Below are 18318 nucleotides of genomic sequence, written 5' to 3'. Positions count from 1 at the left end.
GCTCCTCCACAAACCCAAGGGGGTTCTCTGTACCTGTCATGATCCCCAAGGTCGAACCACAGTTCTCGATCTATTGCCGCCCATGTATCAGCGCGTAGGGGGGCTGCATCCCGTGGGTCGTTTAGATGCCGACTCCAGTGGTGCCCTCCTGCTCACAAATGATGGGGCTTTCACCTACTATCTCAGTCATCCCCGCCATCACATCCCCAAAACCTACCGCGTTTGGGTGCAGGGAGAGCCGACAGAAAGGGTGTTGCAAAGATGGCGACAGGGCATTCCCTTGGAGGGAGTGATGACATTGCCCGCAACGGTTAAGCTCCTGCGCAGTGAGGGCGATCGCACCCTCTTGGAAATCATTCTGCACGAAGGCCGCAATCGTCAAATTCGGCGGGTAGCCGATCAGCTTGGGCATCCTGTTCTTGCTTTACAACGGATTGCGATTGGTCCGATTCACCTGGGTAGTCTTCGCCCTAGAGCCGTTCGTCCCCTCAGCCGCCGTGAATTAGCTGCCCTCTCCTACTCAGCCTGAGAGGCAGTGACCTTGGGCGGAAGATGCTGCACTGGATGTTGCGGGTGGGTAGCTTCCCATTCAGCAAGAAATTCCTGCGTGTCTTTGACCGAGGGTAAGGGCAAAGAGCCACCGGGACCGGCCAAAGGGCGCAATCCATTCAACTCCGCCAAGATGGCTGTGCCGTTGTTAATGACCACTGCCAAAATCGGGTCAAGGGCAAAGAAGACCCCCGACAGCAGTGCACCAATATTGGGGATAGCAACGATCGCCGTATTTTGCCAGACAATCTCCATCGCTTGCTTGGCAATGCGAATGGCAAGGGTCAGTCCCCGTAGATCGTCCTCCATGAGCACCACATCTGCGGTTTCACGGGCAATATCCGTTGCTCCAGCAAAGGAAATAGAGACATCGGCATAGGCAAGAGCCGCAGAGTCATTGATACCATCCCCACAGAAGGCCACCACTTTACCACTGTCATGGAGGGATCGCACCACCTCCACTTTTTTTTCCGGGAAGGCTTCGGCGTAGATATTGTTGGGAGCAATCCCTAAATCTTTGGCTACCGCCCGGGCAACACGGCCAATGTCGCCAGTGAGCATGTGCGGGGTAATGCCTGCTTCCTTGAGTTCACGGATGACTTCGCAGCTTTCATTGCGGATTGGATCGCTGTAGAGAATCACCCCAATCAAACGACCATTTCCGGCCACATAGACAATTGACGCCCGTCCGCAATCGAGATCGGGGAAGCGTTCATTTAGCTCAATCAGGCAAATGTTTTCCTGCTCCATCATGCGGCGGCTGCCTACGCGCAGATCCACACCCCGCACTTTTGTAGCCACACCGAGACCAACGCGGTATTCCCAGTCTTCGCAGTCAAAGAGGGGCTGATGGGTCTCCCGGGCATGGCGGACAATGGCTTCAGCTACAGGGTGAGTGAGTCCCTGCTCGGCACTGGCGGCCAGACTGAGGATATCGTCGGCGCTGAAGTGCGGATCTAGGACTTTAATATCCGTCACGCCGGCATGGCCTTGGGTAAGGGTGCCTGTTTTATCAAAAACAATTGTATCAATTTGAGCTAGTTTTTCAATGGCTCGCCCACTGCGAATAAGAACGCCATGTTGAGCGGCATAGGTCAGCGCCGACAAAATTGTGGTGGGCACAGAGACCCGAATTCCCGTACCCAGATCAAGGGTCAGTAGGGCGATCGCCCGGTTCAAATCTCCAGAGAGTAAACCCACACCTGTACCAATGGCCAAGGTGGGAACTACCATCTGATTGGCAACAACAGCCGCATAGTTTTCAATGCGAGTGTCATGCACGGGTGCCGACTGCATTAGGCCGACAATCACGCCCGCGCGGGTATTGTTGCCCACCCGCTCTGCTAAGACTACCAATTGGCCATCCACTAGAAGGGTCGAAGCAAAAACCTCCATCCCCTCGGTGCGGGTTACTGGTACTGACTCACCCGTGAGTTTGCACTGATCAATAAGGCCGGTGCCCCGCAAAATAATGCCATCAACGGGAATTTGATCCCCCGGATAGACGACGACGCGATCGCCCTCCACAATATCCTTAACTTCCACCTCCACCTCAATGCCGTCCCGTTCCACAAAGGCAGTTTTGCCCAAACAGTCGAGTAAATCAAGGTTCGCCCGCTCCGATCTCCGTGCGGTAAGGTCGCGAATCACTTCACCCCCCTCAATCAGCCCCAACATAAAGGAGGGGGCAAAGTAGTTTCCCTGCATTGTGTGCAGAGCGATCGCCAGCCCATCGAGGAAGTCAATTGTTAACTGTTTCTCCTCTTGAATCGCTTCCCATGCCCGCTGAAACACTGGCATTGCCCCGGCAATCACCACACTGGCAATCACATAACTCGGCACAGGAACACCCATCAGGGAGGCCACGCTCAACCCCAAGCCAAGAGCCGGTAAGCCCAAGCGTTCCCAATAATTAATTTGGTGAGTTGCAGCCGCAGGAGCCACTTTCTCGTTACTAAGGGCAGGAATCTTTGGATTGGCCGCCACTTGAATCGATTCAAAAATCTGCCCCTGCACCGTTGCTAAGGCTTCCCCAAAGAGTTTGGGGCTATATTCCACCACTAGGGAGCACGCTGGGGGGTTAATGCGTACTGTTGTCACGGCAGGTAAACTGCCAACAACGTAGAGCAGCCGTGCCCCATATTCTGCATCAAAGCCCAACCGAGGAATGCGAATCCGAAAGCGACCCGTAATCCAATGCACAACTTGATAATGAACGGTTTCTGTAGTGATACGACCAGCGGGTCTCTCAGACTTTGGGGAACGACTGCGAGCAATAGTGGTCATAACTAATTCCTAAAGATAGAAGTTCGCTGTAGGGACACTGAATGAGTTGATGTGCACAGTAATGACATTAATTTAGTAAACCTTCAAAAATTTATTAATTTTAAGTGAATCCTCCGTCGGCAACGTTAATATCGTAACCCTTAATAGAGACTAACCTACTCTGGAACAAAAAAGGCTATCCAGTTTGGGAGGCTGTTTGCTTAGGTCATCCTTAAAGAGTGGGGTTTTTCTTGGGCATCTATCGTACAATCTAGCTGCATATAGAGGATAAACAAATGATGGATACGGCGATCGCAACGATTCGTGCCCGCGAAATTCTCGACTCGCGGGGGCGTCCCACCGTTGAAGCAGAAGTCGAACTAGATTGCGGCATTGTCGGACTTGCCCAAGTTCCCAGTGGTGCCTCAACGGGAAGTTTTGAAGCCCATGAACTGCGCGACGGTGATCCGAAGCGCTACGGCGGCAAAGGGGTACTCAGCGCGGTTGAAAACATTGAAACAACAATTCTCAGTGCCCTCGTGGATCTCAATGCCCTTGATCAAGCCTTCATTGACCAATGTTTGTTAGAACTCGATGGCAGTGAGAACAAATCCAACCTTGGTGCCAATGCCATTCTTGCAGTTTCCTTAGCGACAGCCAAAGCAGCAGCCGAATACCTCGGTTTACCCCTCTACCGCTACTTGGGGGGACCGCTAGCCAATGTGCTCCCTGTGCCGATGATGAATGTCATTAATGGCGGCGCCCATGCGGCCAACAACATTGACTTTCAGGAATTCATGATCATGCCCATTGGTGCTCCCAGTTTTCGGGAGGGGCTGCGCTGGGGGGCAGAAGTTTTCGCTGCCCTGAGTAAAGTGCTGGCGGACAAGGGCTTACTGACAGGGGTAGGAGATGAGGGGGGCTTTGCTCCCAATTTAGACTCTAACCAAGCGGCCTTGGATATTCTGCTGCAGGCCATTGAAACGGCGGGCTACACCCCCGGCAGCGATATTGCCCTTGCCCTCGATGTGGCTGCCAATGAATTTTATGAAGATGGCAAATATGTGTTTGAGAAGACCAGCCGCACGGCTGCAGAGTTAATCCGCTACTACGAAGACTTGGTAAGCAACTATCCCATTGTCTCCATTGAGGACGGATTGCAGGAGGAGGACTGGGATCACTGGGCACTTCTGACGCAGACCCTTGGCGGACGCATTCAACTGGTCGGGGATGACCTGTTTGTCACCAATCCCAAGCGCTTGCAACGGGGAATTGACAATGGCGTGGCCAATGCCATCTTGATTAAACTGAACCAGATTGGTTCTCTGACAGAAACGCTGCAAACCATTGATCTAGCCACGCGCAAGGGCTACCGCTCAGTCATTAGCCACCGCTCTGGGGAAACAGAGGATACGACGATTGCGGATCTGGCTGTGGCGACCCGTGCTGGGCAAATTAAGACGGGTTCCCTCTGCCGCAGTGAACGTGTGGCTAAGTACAATCGCCTCCTGCGCATTGAAGCTGAATTGGGAGATCAGGCGGTGTATGCGCCCACGGTGGGCTTGGGGCCGCGCTAGGTGAGTCGTGTCCGCAAACGCTTTGGCCAGCACTGGCTGCGCAGTGAATCGGTTTTAGCCCAGATCATTGCAGCGGCTGAGCTGCAGGAAAGCGATCGCGTGCTTGAAATTGGTCCGGGTCGGGGCGCCCTCACTCGCCCCCTCCTCGCCAGTGGGGCTGAAGTGGTTGCCGTCGAACTGGATCGGGATCTCTGCCCACGACTGCGGCAGCAGTTTAGGGGTGAGCGGTTGCAGTTGATTGAGGAAGATATTCTGCGGCTGGACTTAGCGCCCTTGGGATGTAACAAAGTGGTGGCCAATATCCCCTACAACATTACAGGGCCATTGCTGGGGCATCTGCTCGGCAGTATTGCCCAACCGCGGCGCCCCCCCTTTGAGCGGTTAATTCTACTTGTGCAAAAGGAGATTGGCGATCGCTTGATGGCGGCTCCCGGTAGTAAAACCTACGGCGCCCTTTCGGTACGCGTGCAATTTTTGGCCACGTGCGAGAAGGTGTGTGCAGTACCCCCCCGCGCCTTTCAGCCGCCCCCCAAAGTGGAGTCGGTCGTGATCCGTTTGTGGCCCCGCGCTGTACTTCCAAAGGTGCAATCGCCCCAATGGCTGGAAATTCTCCTTAAACAGGGCTTTGCCACCCGCCGCAAGATGCTTGCCAATGCTCTGCAGTCTCTGGTGCCACCGCAGCAGGTGCGCCAAGCGCTTCTCCAGTTGGGGCGGGATGCCAATAGCCGTGCCGAAGCCCTTAGTTTAGAGGATTGGTTGGCTCTCAGTGAGGTTCTCCAGCAACGCCAGCAGGAGCAGCAGGCCTCCTAGCCCCCCAGTGGTGGCGGTTCCAAGGGTATTGCACTGCTCAACGAGGGCTTGAACAGTTTGGTTGAAGTATCACCAAGACTATACAATACGCTCCAATATCGAGAGATGGGTAACCATGAGTGAAGCTGCTTCAGCGTTAAGTGGGTCGGTCACGACGCTGCGCCGTTGGCAGTCATCGGGAAAATTAGTTGGCAAACCCACGGCGGGCGGCTTTCGTCGCTATGACCTCGCCAAGCTCAAGCCGGAGATTTCCGTGCGCAAGCAGATGGCCAACGCCCGTATTTCCAGCCACGTTCAGAAAGACCACCTGAAGTGGCAAGCGCATGATCCTCGCCCCAGACAACGTGCAGGCGACCTATTTTGCCAAGGGCGCTGACCACCACTTCGGTGGTGGTGAAACCACCGCGACGAAGCAGGAAGCAAGCAGCAGATTTAGCGATTAATGGCTAGATTGGCGTAGGTATTGCGGAATAGTAACCCTAGTCTCCTCTGCAGCATTTGGCTGAGTTGAAGGAAATGGCGACAAGCGATCGCCAAAAATAGCGGTGCCAATGCGCACCATCGTTGCTCCGGCTTGTACTGCAAGGGGGTAGTCTTGGGTCATGCCCATGGAATACTCCTGCCACTGGAGATGTTGCCATGGTTGGGTACTGAGGGTTTCTCCCCAAGCTCGCAATTCTTGAAACACCTGCAATTGCTCTGCGGGGGGCAATCCCAAGGGCAGAATCGTCATTAGGCCACAGCAGTGCAAGTGGGAGAGGGCATCCAGTTGGGGCAGAACTGCTTCCAGTTCCCACCTTTCCCAGCCGTACTTTTGTGGATCAGGGCGTAGTTTCACTTGCAACAGACAGCGGGGACTGGGGATGCCTGTTTCCCTGAGAACGGTGTTTATTCGCTCCGCCAACTGCCAGCGATCAAGGGAGTGAATCCAGTCAAAAAGTTGCAGCGCCTGCCGTACTTTATTGGTTTGCAGGTGGCCAATCAGGTGCCACGTGATGTCTGGCAGGTCTGCCAATTCAGCTCGTTTCTTGGCAGCTTCCTGTACGCGGCTTTCCCCAAAATCACGAATGCCGGCTTCGTAGGCAGCACGGATGGCAGCCGCTGGCACAAACTTGCTCACAGCAATGAGGCGAACGTGGGGCGGCAGTGTTGATTTGAGGTGGGTGGCGCGATCGCGAATTTCAGCAGCGGATAACACAGGCAATTTGCGGCAAAGGATGCTTTTTGATCGTGAACTACCCCTGTTGAATCAAAGCAGAAGTATTGAATCCTGTAACAAAACTTAACACTCTCAGCCTGCGTCGAGCGGATGCGAGAGGCCACAAGTAGTTCTGGCGGCCAACCAAAGCTGCAATGCACTATTGAACACCTGTATTCCTGACCGATTCAAGCGATAAAACAAGGCGCTCATGCTGTTCAAGCTGGGGTCTAGAACATAGGTCAATCAGATTTTCAACAGCAGTTGTGAGTTCAACACAGGAGAGTGACAAGGGCTGAGGTGTTTGAAGATAGACTTGACAATCTTTTCAAAGGATACCATGATAATTTGGTTGTTTTTCTATTCTTCCAGAGAAAAATACAGCACTTCTTCCTTTTTTTCTTGTCTCTCAAGCTATTGTTTAACACTTCTGCCCATTCATCTCAGTAAGAGGGGCTGTCTAACGCCGCTGCTGTTTACTTACCCATTTACGGCTAAAGCGCAGTTCCATACCCACGCCCTCTGCCCACACCTGCAATTGCTTGAGGAAGTCTTGGCGATCGCTCCCTTGGAGAACGGCCAATTGATCGGCAACTTCGAGGGCATAGGGATAGCCTTGACCAGTAATTAGTTCCCCACAGAGCCAGCGAATCACCTGATCCAGTAGACCGGCTTTGTAGATCCACAAGGGCAGTTCTAGGCGCACAGGGCACCCTTGATGGGCCTTGAGATAGCAAAAGCCAATATCCTTGACCCAAGAGTTATATTTTCCAAGGATGCCGCCGCGATCGCAGACAAAAAACGGCGAGCGATCGCCCCACTGGGTCAAAACAGTATTTAATAGTTGGGCATCTGAGAGGTACGGGTTAGGCGGCAGATTCGCTAGATGCCTCAATAGGGTCACTAGATCCCGCGCCTGGGAGCTATCAATGTAGGACACCAAGGGAATCCGGTGTTTCAGGCTAGCCTCTAGGGTTTGGCAAAGAGCCGCAACATATCGTGTTTGCCATTCTGGGGCATAGGATTCAGCAAAGGTCGCCACAAAGGAGCCGTCAAACAACAGCAGTGCCGGTGTAGCTACTTCAACCATGCGCTCCCGTAGGGTTTTTAATTCCAGTTCAAAGCGGCGGAGGTGCACATAGCGTTCCTGAAAGCGGTAGGTCTGGGGTTGTTGCAACTGTTCTTCCGCTTGGCGCAGTTCCACCGGCGTAATCAGCTCAAGGGCAATTTCTTTGGCATAGCAGCCATTGCTCCGGTGGGGATTGATAAACCAACCTGCCTGCACTACTGCTACGGGCAAGAGCAGCTCTTCACTGGGCAGAATCTGGGAGCCATCCACTGCCACAGTGGTGACACTCATCAGTTGAGTTCTTGCCCAATCCAAGGCGGCCTGACGATGGGGCCACTCTACCCCCAACGGGATGCGCCACCCCCCATCCCACGGTTCAACGGGACGTGCCCCCCACTCCGCAATCTGCGGATCAATAGCAGCGGTGATGTCGGAAATCGTTTGTTGTTGCCATATCCTTAGAGCCTGTTGATAGGCCTGTCGCACTTGAGCAAGCGCTGTGTCATAGCTGAGAAATTCGGCCTTTTTGTGATTTAGTTGCTGCACCAGTTGGGAAAGGGGTAACACCATGACTAAGAAAAAGTCGAGAAACGCCTGTTGCTATTCTTATCGGAATAAATATGGGTTTGCCTTGTGTCCCCTCCTGCAGTAAATATTAAGGTGTCCACTGACCCTCCTCCAAAAACTGTGAAGGCACTTAATCTCCTTGGCTCCACTGGCTCCATTGGTACCCAAACCCTTGACATTGTTGCCCAATATCCCGATCGCTTTCGGATTGTTGGCCTTGCTGCCGGGCGCAACCTAGAGCGACTCATTCCACAAATTCGCCAATTTCAGCCGGAGATTGTCAGTATTGCCGATCCTAATCAACTGCCCGAACTAGAGGCGGCATTGGCAGATCTGCCCCAAAAACCGCAGCTGGTAGCTGGTGAGGCAGGGATTGCAGCGGTGGCGGCCTATGGGGATGCCGATGTGGTGGTGACAGGGATTGTCGGCTGTGCGGGTCTGGTGCCCACAATTGCCGCTATTAAAGCGGGCAAGGATATTGCCTTGGCCAATAAGGAAACACTCATTGCCGGTGGTCCGGTGGTTTTGCCGCTACTTCAAGAGTACGGTGTCAAGCTCTTGCCCGCCGATTCTGAGCATTCGGCTATTTTTCAGTGTTTACAGGGGGTACCGGAAGGCGGACTGCGGAAAATTATTCTTACTGCCTCGGGGGGCGCTTTTCGGGATTGGCCGGTGGAGAAACTCTGCCAAGTCACGGTGGCGGATGCCCTCAAACACCCCAACTGGTCGATGGGGCCAAAAATTACCGTGGACTCGGCGACCCTGATGAACAAAGGTCTAGAGGTGATTGAGGCACATTACCTCTTTGGTGTGGACTACGACAACATTGAGATTGTCATCCATCCCCAAAGCATTATTCACTCGCTAATTGAGTTGCAAGATACGTCGGTATTAGCGCAGTTGGGCTGGCCAGATATGCGGTTGCCGTTATTGTATGCCCTCTCGTGGCCAGAGCGTATTCCTACGAATTGGTCAGCGTTGGATCTGGTGAAGGCAGGGAATTTGACGTTTCGATCGCCGGATCACCAGAAGTATCCCTGTATGGGACTGGCCTATGCTGCGGGTCGTGCCGGCGGGGCTATGCCTGCGGTGCTCAATGCAGCCAATGAGGAGGCAGTGGCCCTCTTTATCGCCGAGGCGATTTCATTCCTAGAGATTCCGCGGCTGATTGAGAAGACCTGCGATCGCTACTCTGGCCAAAACATTCGCAACCCCAACTTAGAGGACATTTTGGCCGCTGATCGCTGGGCACGGCAAACGGTACAGGAATTGGCGCAACGGGGGGCTAGCCCGATGGTTGCTCTCTAGGAGTTGTGTCAAAATACCATCAGACTGCTTCAAAGGAGAGCCAATGGATACCCGCGCATTCAAGCGATCGCTACACAGTTCAGAAAACTACCACCGCAAAGGCTTTGGCCACGGTGAGGCAGTGAACCAGCAACTCCAAGGGGAGTATCAAAGTTCTCTGATTCAGCAAATCCGTGCCAATGGCTATCGTTGGCAAGAGGGGGATGTGACGATTCGCTTGGCGGAGGCCTTTGGCTTTTGTTGGGGGGTGGAGCGTGCCGTTGCTCTTGCCTATGAAACTCGTACCCACTTTCCCACGGAACGCATCTGGATTACAAATGAAATTATCCATAATCCCTCGGTGAATGAGCGCCTGCGGCAAATGGCTGTGGAGTTTATTCCGGTGGTCAATGGGGCAAAGGACTTTAGTGAGGTGCGCCAAGGGGATGTGGTGATTTTGCCCGCCTTTGGGGCTAGTGTCCAAGAAATGCAACTACTGAATGAGCGCGGCTGTACGATTGTGGACACCACCTGCCCTTGGGTCTCGAAGGTGTGGCACAGTGTCGAAAAGCATAAAAAGGTGAGCTTCACCTCGATTATTCACGGCAAGTATAACCACGAAGAGACAATTGCCACCAGTTCCTTTGCGGGCACCTATTTGATTGTGCTCAACCTAGAGGAAGCTCGCTATGTGTGTGATTACATCCTCAAGGGGGGCGATCGCGAGGCCTTCATGGCCAAGTTTGCTAAGGCCTGTTCTACGGGCTTTGATCCCGAGCGCGATCTGGTGCGGGTCGGCATTGCCAATCAAACAACTATGCTCAAAGGGGAAACCGAACAAATCGGCAAATTATTTGAGCGCACGATGATCCAAAAATACGGCCCCGATCGCCTCAATGAGCACTTCATGAGCTTCAACACGATTTGTGATGCCACCCAAGAGCGCCAAGATGCAATGCTGAATTTGGTCAAGGAACCGCTAGATTTAATGGTCGTAATTGGGGGCTACAACTCCTCAAATACCACCCACCTTCAAGAAATTGCCATTGAGCATGGCATTCCTTCCTATCACATTGACTCTGCAGATCGCATTGGGCCAGGGAATCGTATTCAGCACAAGCCTCTGCATCAGAATGTCACTGTCACTGAAAACTGGCTACCCAATCGCCCCCTCACCATTGGCATTACCTCCGGGGCTTCCACCCCCGACAAGGTGGTTGAGGAAGTGCTCAATAAAATTTTTGCCCTGCGGTCACTGGCTGCTGTTTCCTAGGTTGGAGATTCCTGAGTCAAATCCCAAGCGGGCGATCGCTGGCAACTCACCTCATAGAGGGCAATGCCCACCGCCACTGAGGCATTTAGGCTATTGGTGCGTCCCGCTAAGGGAATAGCAACCATTTCATCGCAATGCTTCTGGGTTTGCAGACTAATGCCTTCCCCCTCACTGCCAACCACAAAGACCGTGGGGCGATTAAATTGAATTTTGGGCAAGGGTACAGCTCCTCGCTCCGAAAGACCGTAGATCCAATAGCCTGCTTCCTTCAGCCTTTCAAGGGCTTGGTTGAGGTTAGTTACCCTTGCCACAGGCAGATACTCCAAGGCCCCTGCGGCTGCTTTAGCTACGGTTGCCGTAATACCGACGGCGCGCCGTTGAGGAATAATCACTCCCTGCATCCCCAGCGCCTCTGCTGTGCGGATCATGGCGCCCAAGTTTTGTGGATCGGTAATCCCATCGGCCGCCAAGAGCACAGGTTGATTGACGGCTGCCGTTTTTGTTAACAAATCCTCAAGAGACCAGTAGTTATAGGCAGCCACCTGCATGGCAATCCCCTGATGTCGCCCCCGTTGGCACAGTTGGTCGAGGCGTTCGGGTGTCACTGTATCAATAACGGCGCCCTGCTGTTTGGCTTCATTCAAGCGCTGATGAAAGCGGGGATCGTAGCGCAGACTGGGAATAACCCAAATACGGTTGCAGGGGCGGCCACTCTCAAGGGCTGAGAGCACCGCATGGCGACCATAGAGGAGTTCAGGGATCTCCTCACTCGGAGCCACTGGGGGGGATTTCCTAACGGGTTTGGCCGATGTCTGCCGTGAAGCGCGAGGAGGACGGGTCGCAGTCAGGCGATTTTTTTTGCGGGGACGAGGTTTCTCGGTCATTGAAGGGTTGTTAGAGTAGCAACTCTCCCCTAGGGTGTTCGCTGAAACATCGCAAGGGGGCGATCGCCATCATAAAACGTCAATGTATTTCCCTCAATGCGGTAGCGGTTGGTTTGCTCAAGAGTCTGCAAAAATGACATCTCTATCCTTTGAGCCCGCTGACCGATGCAGGTTCGCCGTGTTGTCGCAACTGCCGAAAACTGCAATTGCTGGCCATTGACGCTGTAGCCACCGTTAAAGTTATTACAGCCACTGAAGCCTGTTGCTCGTTGGCCATTGCCATCAAATTCAATAAACACAGCATTCATCGGATTGCGCGGTGGCATCGGCATATTGGCCAGGCGCTGAAGTTGCCAGCGGCCACTGAGGGGACTTTCAGTCGCACCCGCTTCAAAGGTCAACAGGAGGCGATTGCCCTCAAAGAGCTGTAGGGTATTTCCTTGAATGCGGTAGCGGTTAGTACGGTTGAGCCCCTGTAGCATCTGAGTTTCCACACTCTGAAGCAGCTCTTGACGACATAGGCGTCGGGTGGTTGCTAAGGGGGCAAAAAGGAGGCGCGGGCCGTTGGCGGTGTAGCTACCATTAAAGCTATTACAGCCGGTAAAGCCATTGGCACGGCGGTTGGCACTATCAAACTCAATAAAGGCGGTATCCACTGGAAAGGCTTGATTACCAATGCGTCTGAGATGCCACCGCTGACCGCTGAGGCTCAGTCCCGAAGCTTGGGGGGGAGTGTTATTCGCCGTGGGTTGGGTGGCAACAGCCACGGGTACCAAGCGTGGCAAAGGCAGAAGTCCCCCTTCGAGGCGATAGGTCACGGTGCTAATGCGGCTAGGGCAGCAGAGGGGATCATTAGGGTCATAGCGGGCAAACTCTGCCGTGAATGTACCATCGTTTTGGAACTTGACCTCACCCAGAAACGAGCCATCAGCGCGGGAATCCATCAGATTCGGAGATAGGGTTCCCAAGTAGCGCCCTCTAGAAAAGACAAAGGCCTGATACCCCATCGGGCGACACATGCCATCAAAACCACTATTGCCAAGAATAATTTCCACGTTCTGATGGCGAATGGGTGTACCCACCAAATACCAGCCCCGCTGTTGAATTAGGCGATCCGCTGTGGACTGGGGCGATCGCAGGGTGCTGCGACAGCGGTTTAACTCACTTGGATTGGGATTGCCCTGGGGTGGGAGGTCGAGGAGCGGGAGGGTGGGATTCCAGTTGCGCAGGGGTTGATCGAGCCAAGATTGGGGTGCAGCAAAACTTCTAGGGGCGATCGCCAGCATTGTTGCAACTGTATAGAAAGTTGCCAAGCCAGCGGCAGTGGGAAACCTAAGCATGGTAAGAGAAGGTAATAGGGGGATTTCTTAGCAGTTAAGGACGTACTAGGGAGGATAGGGGTTCCCTATAGCGTTTTCTATAAAGATCAGGAAACCTTTAGGATGTCGCCTGCAGCAAGCACGCCAGAGCTAAATCTTGGGCAGTACTGTCGTGGCCATAGCTAAAGACATGGGGCAAATTGGGGTGAAGCTGTTGGGCAATCTCGCGGTAGGCATAGGGACTGCCATAGACCACCAAACCCATCAATTGATTGTGGGCTTGGAGCCATTCTAGGGTAGCGATCGCCGGCACACTTAACCCTGCTTTGCCGCGGAAGGGGTTGCCACGGCTAAATACCTGCACTAAGGTCGGTGCCTTGGGGAAGCCCGCAATCATTGTCAGCGCCGTTTGCTGATCAATCACTACCCGTTGGTCAAACCCCCAAGTGGGAGGCAGTCTCAATGCTGGACAGGTGCGGTTCAAAAAGCTGGCGTCGAGTGCATCATCCACCACTAGACAATTTACCCCTGAGGTCACGGGTTGCAAAGCTTGGCCAGCCCGCTTGATACTTTCTTGAGCAATAGCGGTGGCCACTTCAATAGCTGGGGTGGTTTGGAAATAGTCCAACTGTAACAAAAGGGGCAGTAAACGCGCCTTTGCTGCTTGAATTCGAGCCACAGAGGCCTGAATCCGCTCGTAGGGAATCCGCCCCGACTCAACAGCAGCAACCACCGCTTCAATGGCTGCGGGGGGATCCAAGGGCATGAGTAAAATATCGGCACCCGCTTCTACGGCTTTGACGGCAGCTTCTGCGGTACCGTAGGTGTGGGCGATCGCCCCCATGACCAAAGCATCAGTCACAATCAGACCCCTAAACCCCATCTCTTGCCGGAGGATGCCCGTGAGAATTTGGGGCGACAGGGTTGCGGGTTGCTCGGCATCCAAGGCAGGGAGGTGCACATGGGCACTCATCACTGCATCCACGCCTGTTTGAATTGCAGCAACAAAGGGCGGCCATTCAATGGCTTGTAGGCGATCGCGATTGTGGGGAATCACGGGTAGTTCCAAGTGGGAATCGGTTGTTGTATCCCCATGGCCGGGAAAGTGCTTTGCTGTTGTTAGCACTGGATAGGTTTTTGCCCCTTGAATAAACGCCGTTGCGAGGGCACTGACAATGTCTGGCTCCTCACCAAAGGCACGCACATTAATCACCGGGTTGGCGGGATTATTATTTACATCCACCACGGGAGCTAAAACCCAGTTTAAGCCGATGGCCAAGGCCTCTGCTGCCGTGGACGCTCCCATTGCCCTTGCAAGATCCACTGCCCGCTGTTGATTCTTTTGGGCTATCGCTCCTAAAGCTGCAGGGGGTGGAAATTGTGTTGCGCCGCTAAAGCGTTGACCAACCCCCTCCTCAATGTCAGCTGCCAACAGTAGGGGAATTGTTGCCCAAGATTGGAGTTGTCGACAGCGCTCTGCCACTTCGACGGCACTGCCCCCCAAGAGAATCACGCCGCCGACTCCCCAGTCTTTAATCCAGTGTTTTAAGGTGTCTTGGGACGGTTCCCAAACAGGATACTGAATCTGGCGATCGTAGAGGTGGCCACTGGCTCGTACAACCACCATTTGCGCCACCTGTGCCCGTAGGGAAAGATCAGCAAGAGGGGGAAGAAATGTCATGAGTGTAATCTCATTCAGAACAAAATTTCATAAATCAATAATTTCCTTATTCAGCATATAAAAAATTGTCTCAAACTCTCTCAGGTAACTTGTCTGATTTTTTATACTAAAAGTACAGCCTTTACCTAATGATGTTGAGGTGAAGTCCGATTCCGTTGCTCCGGTAGAGCAAGTTTCCAGTCTTTTCTGCGGTGTTCAATCATTAAGCCAAAGGCTGGAGCCTAAATCGCTTTCTTTAGGACTTTAGGAGTTGACCTATGTTAAAAGCACTACGTGAGCAACTACAAAGTATGATGGTCTTTTTGATGGAGGCATTTGGGCGCATCTTCACCCCTCGCAACGATCACTATCCTTCCACAGGGGCACAGCCCTTCACGGGGACGCCCTCCCGTAAGGGTTAGTTACTTTCTCCTGCAAGAAAAATCCCCCTAGACAGGTTACAGGTCAAGTCAAGGACGGTCGTTCAGCATCAGCTCTGCCATATTGGCGCCGAGAGGGCTGATGCAATTTTTTTATGAGCTTGGGGCAAGCATCCAAACTGTCAAAATCCAGAGATAATCCTCAGTACTGAAAGTACTGCCAAAAGGGTACAACTGCTAAATTTAACAGCATATTGCAAAATTAGTTAAGGAATGTTTCAGATATTGAATTTTCAGTTAACATTTGAGCATTCTCGAACCCCTATGCTAACTTAAAAGTAGGCACAGAAAGAAAGGTTAACGATAAGAGTGAACTTAAGGCTTGTGCCTCCCAGTCCTTGAGTTCGGGATAAAGCAAAGTTACTCCAAGATAAAACTCACTTCTGTCTTGTGGGTAACATTAAAATCAATCCCTTGAGCTTCACCTTTGTACCTTTATCTTCTTGCTTTATCCAGCCTTATCGTTGGTGTGGTTACTGCCGAAGTCCCCATCCTGTCGTCCATGGGAGTTAAGGCAATACTAGGTAGCCCTCTAGTCTCCAAGGTCGTCAACGTTGACAGCAATTTATTACCTAGTGTCCATGCTCCAAGCTTGATCGGTTGAGATCGTCGAAGGGGGTTGGATCGCCAGCTAAAACCACGTTTTGTCCACGTTAGTTGTTGAGTTAAATATCGTCGTTGCTAACTTTTAAAGGGGTCTTGCTGCCGTCAGCTTGACCCCCTCGTTTTAGGTTATGGGGTTAGTTGCGGTTGTCGCATTGCTCGTGCCAGTTCCGCCGCCACTTCTGGGCGCGAAAACTCTGGGGGTGGCAATTCTCCCCGGCGCAGCATTTCCCGTACTTTGGTGCCTGAGAGGTGAATCCGTTCTTCAGGTTTGCTGGGACTGGTTTTACTGGTGGCCATGGACTGGGTACGGGTGCAGTAGAAAGCATGTTCAAACTTCAAAGGAATAATGCCTAAGGCTGCCGGATCAAATTCATCAAAAATATGCTGAGCATCGTAGGTGCCATAGTAGTCTCCTACGCCAGCATGATCGCGACCGACAATAAAGTGGGTGCAGCCGTAGTTTTTGCGCACTAGGGCATGGAAAATTGCCTCCCGTGGTCCTGCATAGCGCATTGCTGCCGGATTAATGGCGAGAATTACCCGATCTTTTGGGAAATAATGCTCCAGCATAATCTCATAGCAGCGCATGCGCACATCAGCAGGAATGTCATCTTCCTTGGTGGCACCCACAAGGGGATGCAAAAAAAGGCCATCCACAATTTCAAGGGCACATTTTTGGATATATTCATGGGCGCGGTGGATAGGGTTGCGGGTTTGGAAACCAACAATTGTCCGCCAGCCTTTTTGGCGGAAGAGGGCACGGGAATCCACTGGATCAATGCAATAGTTAGGGAATTGGGGATGGGGATGCCGCTCTAGGAGCCAAATGGGGCCTGCAAGGTTGACTTCTCCCTGTTCATAGAGCACCTTGACGCCGGGGTGTTTCTCATCTTCAGTGCGATAGACACAGCGAGCCTCACGGCGTTTGTCATAGGTGTATTTTTCGGTGAGTTCGAGAATCCCCAAAAACTGACCTGCTGCATTATCCAGACGAATGGTTTGGCCAATTTCCAAGGGGGCAGCCACTTCAGCGCTGACAGAGAGAGTAATGGGAACAGACCAAGGCAACCCATTGGCAAGGTACATTTCTTCGACAACTCGCTCGTAGTCGGCCTGTCCCATAAATCCGGTTAGGGGACTAAACCCACCAACGGCAATAAGTTCTAAGTCAGAAACAGCTCGCTCATCAAGGGTAAGGCGGGGCAATTGATCGGCGCGGGCAAGCCAAGCTTGTTTTTGTTCAGGGGAGAGAATGCGATTGACGAGACTACCGCCGTGGGGGGCGATCGCATCCTTGGACTGAACCGTTGGTAATGGACTCAATGGGCAACTCCTTTTTGGAACTGGATGGACTTGTTGCAAAACTTCATAAGATATGAAGTCATTATTGGATGAATAGGTGCAGGAGACAACGGGTGGATGTCTATCGTTACGGTGTGCAACGAGATTGGTGCTGGCGAGGGTGGCAGAGTCGCTACAGTTTTTGGCGACCCGCTTCCCATGGGGGGGCTCCAGTGATCTTGCTCCACGGCTTTGGGGCATCTCTGCGGCACTGGCGATACAATCTGCGGGTCTTAGGAGATCATCAGCCGACCTATGCCCTTGATTTGATAGGGTTGGGGGCAGCGGAAAAGCCAATTGCTGACTACAGTGCTGAATTTTGGGCGGCTCAGGTTCATGCCTTTTGGCAAGGAATTGTTGGCCAACCAGCGGTGATTGTTGGCAATTCCATTGGCGCCTTGATTGCCCTCACCTGTGCCTATCGCTATCCCCAGATGGCAGCGGGGGTGGTGATGCTGAGTCTGCCGGATCCAGCGGTGCGCGAAGAGTTGATTCCAAGGGCGATCGCTCCTCTTGTGAGTGGAATTGAACAGATTTTTACGGCTCCTTGGTTGCTGCGCACCCTTTTTTACATACTCCGCCGCCCCTTCATTGTCAAACGCTGGGCACAATTGGCCTATGCCAACCCCACCTGTGTGGATGATGAATTGTTGGAAATCCTGCTCACCCCTGCCTATGACCGTAATAGCGATCGCGCCTTTGTACAAATTACCCGCGCTATGAGTCGTACAAACTTTGGCCCCAGTGCCAAAACAATGCTCAAACAGGTGTCCCAACCCCTATTGCTGATCTGGGGCAAGCAGGATCGCTTCATCCCCTCGATGCTCAGTCAGCAGTTTCAACAGGTACAACCGAGAATGCAGGTGGTGGAGTTGGATCACACGGGTCACTGCCCCCACGATGAGCAGCCCGATCGCGTGAATACACTGGTTTTGGATTGGTTGCGCAACCACCCACTTTTGAGGGGTTGAGTCCTGCTGTGGCAGGTTCTATGAGCACGGCAATCTTTAGAAGTTGGCGCGTTTGAGGGGGAACAGGGCACTGCTGCTGGGATGGCCGACACGTTTAAGGACTTAAACTTTACCGCCGCTGCTGACATGGCCTTGGGCTTCGTCTCCGCTGTGGCTGCTGGAGAGACACTTGCAGGTCAAACCCTTACTGGCCTCTAGCGATTATTAGTGCCTTGGCCGCCATTGGCGAAAATTTCAACCCCCTTATTCTCCTGAGTCTGGGGGGATTGGTTGGCATCTCTTTGTTATGCTCTATTTAGCGCCGCGAATTTTGCCCACGTTCTGGTTTGAGCGGGTATTAATCCATCGGCGTCACCTCCACCGGTCTATTGCTGATTTGTATAACCCATCAGGGGCACTAGAAGGTTTTGCCTACAAGCAAATTCTCTTTCTGTGCTGGCACTAACAGGTGGGCTGTTGCTGCTGTGGTTGTGATTTGGCTTCTGGAACTATGGCTAAATCC

15 protein-coding genes are annotated in these 18318 nt (G+C 52.9%); 8 read left to right on the top strand and 7 right to left on the bottom strand.

The features are described 5' to 3' along the window. The coding region (locus P3X23_RS07340; RefSeq protein ID WP_300874810.1) for a pseudouridine synthase at positions 1-529 on the top strand (529 nt) is incomplete at its 5' end. On the opposite strand, the gene P3X23_RS07335 is transcribed toward P3X23_RS07340, so the two are convergent. Continuing rightward, positions 517-2835 carry a heavy metal translocating P-type ATPase gene (locus P3X23_RS07335; protein WP_300874808.1) on the bottom strand — a complete coding sequence of 773 codons (2319 nt, stop codon included), beginning with the start codon at positions 2833-2835 and terminating at the stop codon, positions 517-519. The genes P3X23_RS07340 and P3X23_RS07335 overlap by 13 nt on opposite strands. A gap of 275 nt (positions 2836-3110) precedes the next feature. On the opposite strand from P3X23_RS07335, the gene eno reads away from it, so the two are divergent. The 3 genes from eno (at position 3111) to P3X23_RS07320 (ending at position 5577) form a co-directional block, all read left to right on the top strand. After that, positions 3111-4391, top strand: a complete 1281-nt coding sequence (gene eno / locus P3X23_RS07330; protein WP_300874807.1) for a phosphopyruvate hydratase — start codon at positions 3111-3113, stop codon at positions 4389-4391. Further along, positions 4392-5201 carry a 16S rRNA (adenine(1518)-N(6)/adenine(1519)-N(6))-dimethyltransferase RsmA gene (gene rsmA, locus P3X23_RS07325; RefSeq protein ID WP_300874806.1) on the top strand — a complete coding sequence of 270 codons (810 nt, stop codon included), beginning with the start codon at positions 4392-4394 and terminating at the stop codon, positions 5199-5201. Between the two features lie 115 nt (positions 5202-5316). Next, a complete protein-coding gene (locus P3X23_RS07320; protein WP_300874805.1) occupies positions 5317-5577 on the top strand; it encodes a hypothetical protein in 261 nt (86 codons plus the stop codon). 63 nt (positions 5578-5640) lie between these two features. Here the strand turns inward: P3X23_RS07320 and P3X23_RS07315 are convergent, their stop codons facing one another. Beyond that, positions 5641-6399, bottom strand: coding sequence for a YggS family pyridoxal phosphate-dependent enzyme (locus tag P3X23_RS07315; RefSeq protein ID WP_300874804.1), 759 nt, complete (start codon positions 6397-6399; stop codon positions 5641-5643). Positions 6400-6859: 460 nt separating this feature from the next. Continuing rightward, the gene (locus tag P3X23_RS07310) at positions 6860-8038 is read right to left on the bottom strand and encodes a DNA double-strand break repair nuclease NurA (RefSeq protein ID WP_300874803.1); all 1179 of its coding nucleotides are present in this window, start codon (positions 8036-8038) and stop codon (positions 6860-6862) included. A 117-nt stretch (positions 8039-8155) separates the two neighbouring features. Between P3X23_RS07310 and P3X23_RS07305 the strand changes: the two genes are divergently transcribed. Continuing rightward, the gene (locus tag P3X23_RS07305) at positions 8156-9343 is read left to right on the top strand and encodes a 1-deoxy-D-xylulose-5-phosphate reductoisomerase (protein ID WP_300874814.1); all 1188 of its coding nucleotides are present in this window, start codon (positions 8156-8158) and stop codon (positions 9341-9343) included. Between the two features lie 43 nt (positions 9344-9386). After that, positions 9387-10595: a 4-hydroxy-3-methylbut-2-enyl diphosphate reductase gene (locus P3X23_RS07300; RefSeq protein ID WP_300874802.1), complete on the top strand. Its 1209-nt coding sequence runs from the start codon at positions 9387-9389 to the stop codon at positions 10593-10595. Here the strand turns inward: P3X23_RS07300 and rlmB are convergent. From rlmB to P3X23_RS07285, 3 genes are all read right to left on the bottom strand, one after another. Continuing rightward, positions 10592-11479: a 23S rRNA (guanosine(2251)-2'-O)-methyltransferase RlmB gene (gene rlmB, locus P3X23_RS07295; protein WP_300874801.1), complete on the bottom strand. Its 888-nt coding sequence runs from the start codon at positions 11477-11479 to the stop codon at positions 10592-10594. The genes P3X23_RS07300 and rlmB overlap by 4 nt on opposite strands. Before the next feature lie 29 nt (positions 11480-11508). Further along, complete coding sequence (locus tag P3X23_RS07290) at positions 11509-12819, bottom strand: META domain-containing protein (RefSeq protein ID WP_300874800.1); 1311 nt, start codon at positions 12817-12819, stop codon at positions 11509-11511. Between the two features lie 97 nt (positions 12820-12916). Further along, entirely contained in the window at positions 12917-14479 is a 1563-nt protein-coding gene (locus tag P3X23_RS07285; protein WP_300874799.1) for a glycoside hydrolase family 3 N-terminal domain-containing protein, read from the bottom strand. A gap of 257 nt (positions 14480-14736) precedes the next feature. Here P3X23_RS07285 and P3X23_RS07280 point away from each other — a divergent pair, with 257 nt between their 5' ends. Then, a complete protein-coding gene (locus P3X23_RS07280) occupies positions 14737-14880 on the top strand; it encodes a hypothetical protein (protein ID WP_300874798.1) in 144 nt (47 codons plus the stop codon). Positions 14881-15630: 750 nt separating this feature from the next. Here P3X23_RS07280 and sat read toward each other — a convergent pair. Continuing rightward, complete coding sequence (gene sat, locus P3X23_RS07275) at positions 15631-16827, bottom strand: sulfate adenylyltransferase (protein ID WP_300874797.1); 1197 nt, start codon at positions 16825-16827, stop codon at positions 15631-15633. Between the two features lie 92 nt (positions 16828-16919). Between sat and P3X23_RS07270 the strand changes: the two genes are divergently transcribed. After that, on the top strand, positions 16920-17816 hold the full coding sequence (locus P3X23_RS07270; protein ID WP_300874796.1) for an alpha/beta fold hydrolase: 897 nt from the start codon (positions 16920-16922) through the stop codon (positions 17814-17816). The last annotated feature ends 502 nt before the right edge of the window (positions 17817-18318 follow it).

This window comes from Thermosynechococcus sp. Uc (assembly GCF_029335995.1).
In the GTDB taxonomy this organism is placed as follows: domain Bacteria; phylum Cyanobacteriota; class Cyanobacteriia; order Thermosynechococcales; family Thermosynechococcaceae; genus Thermosynechococcus.
Note: the sequence above shows the minus strand (reverse complement) of the source record. Positions and strands in the feature narration are given on the sequence as shown.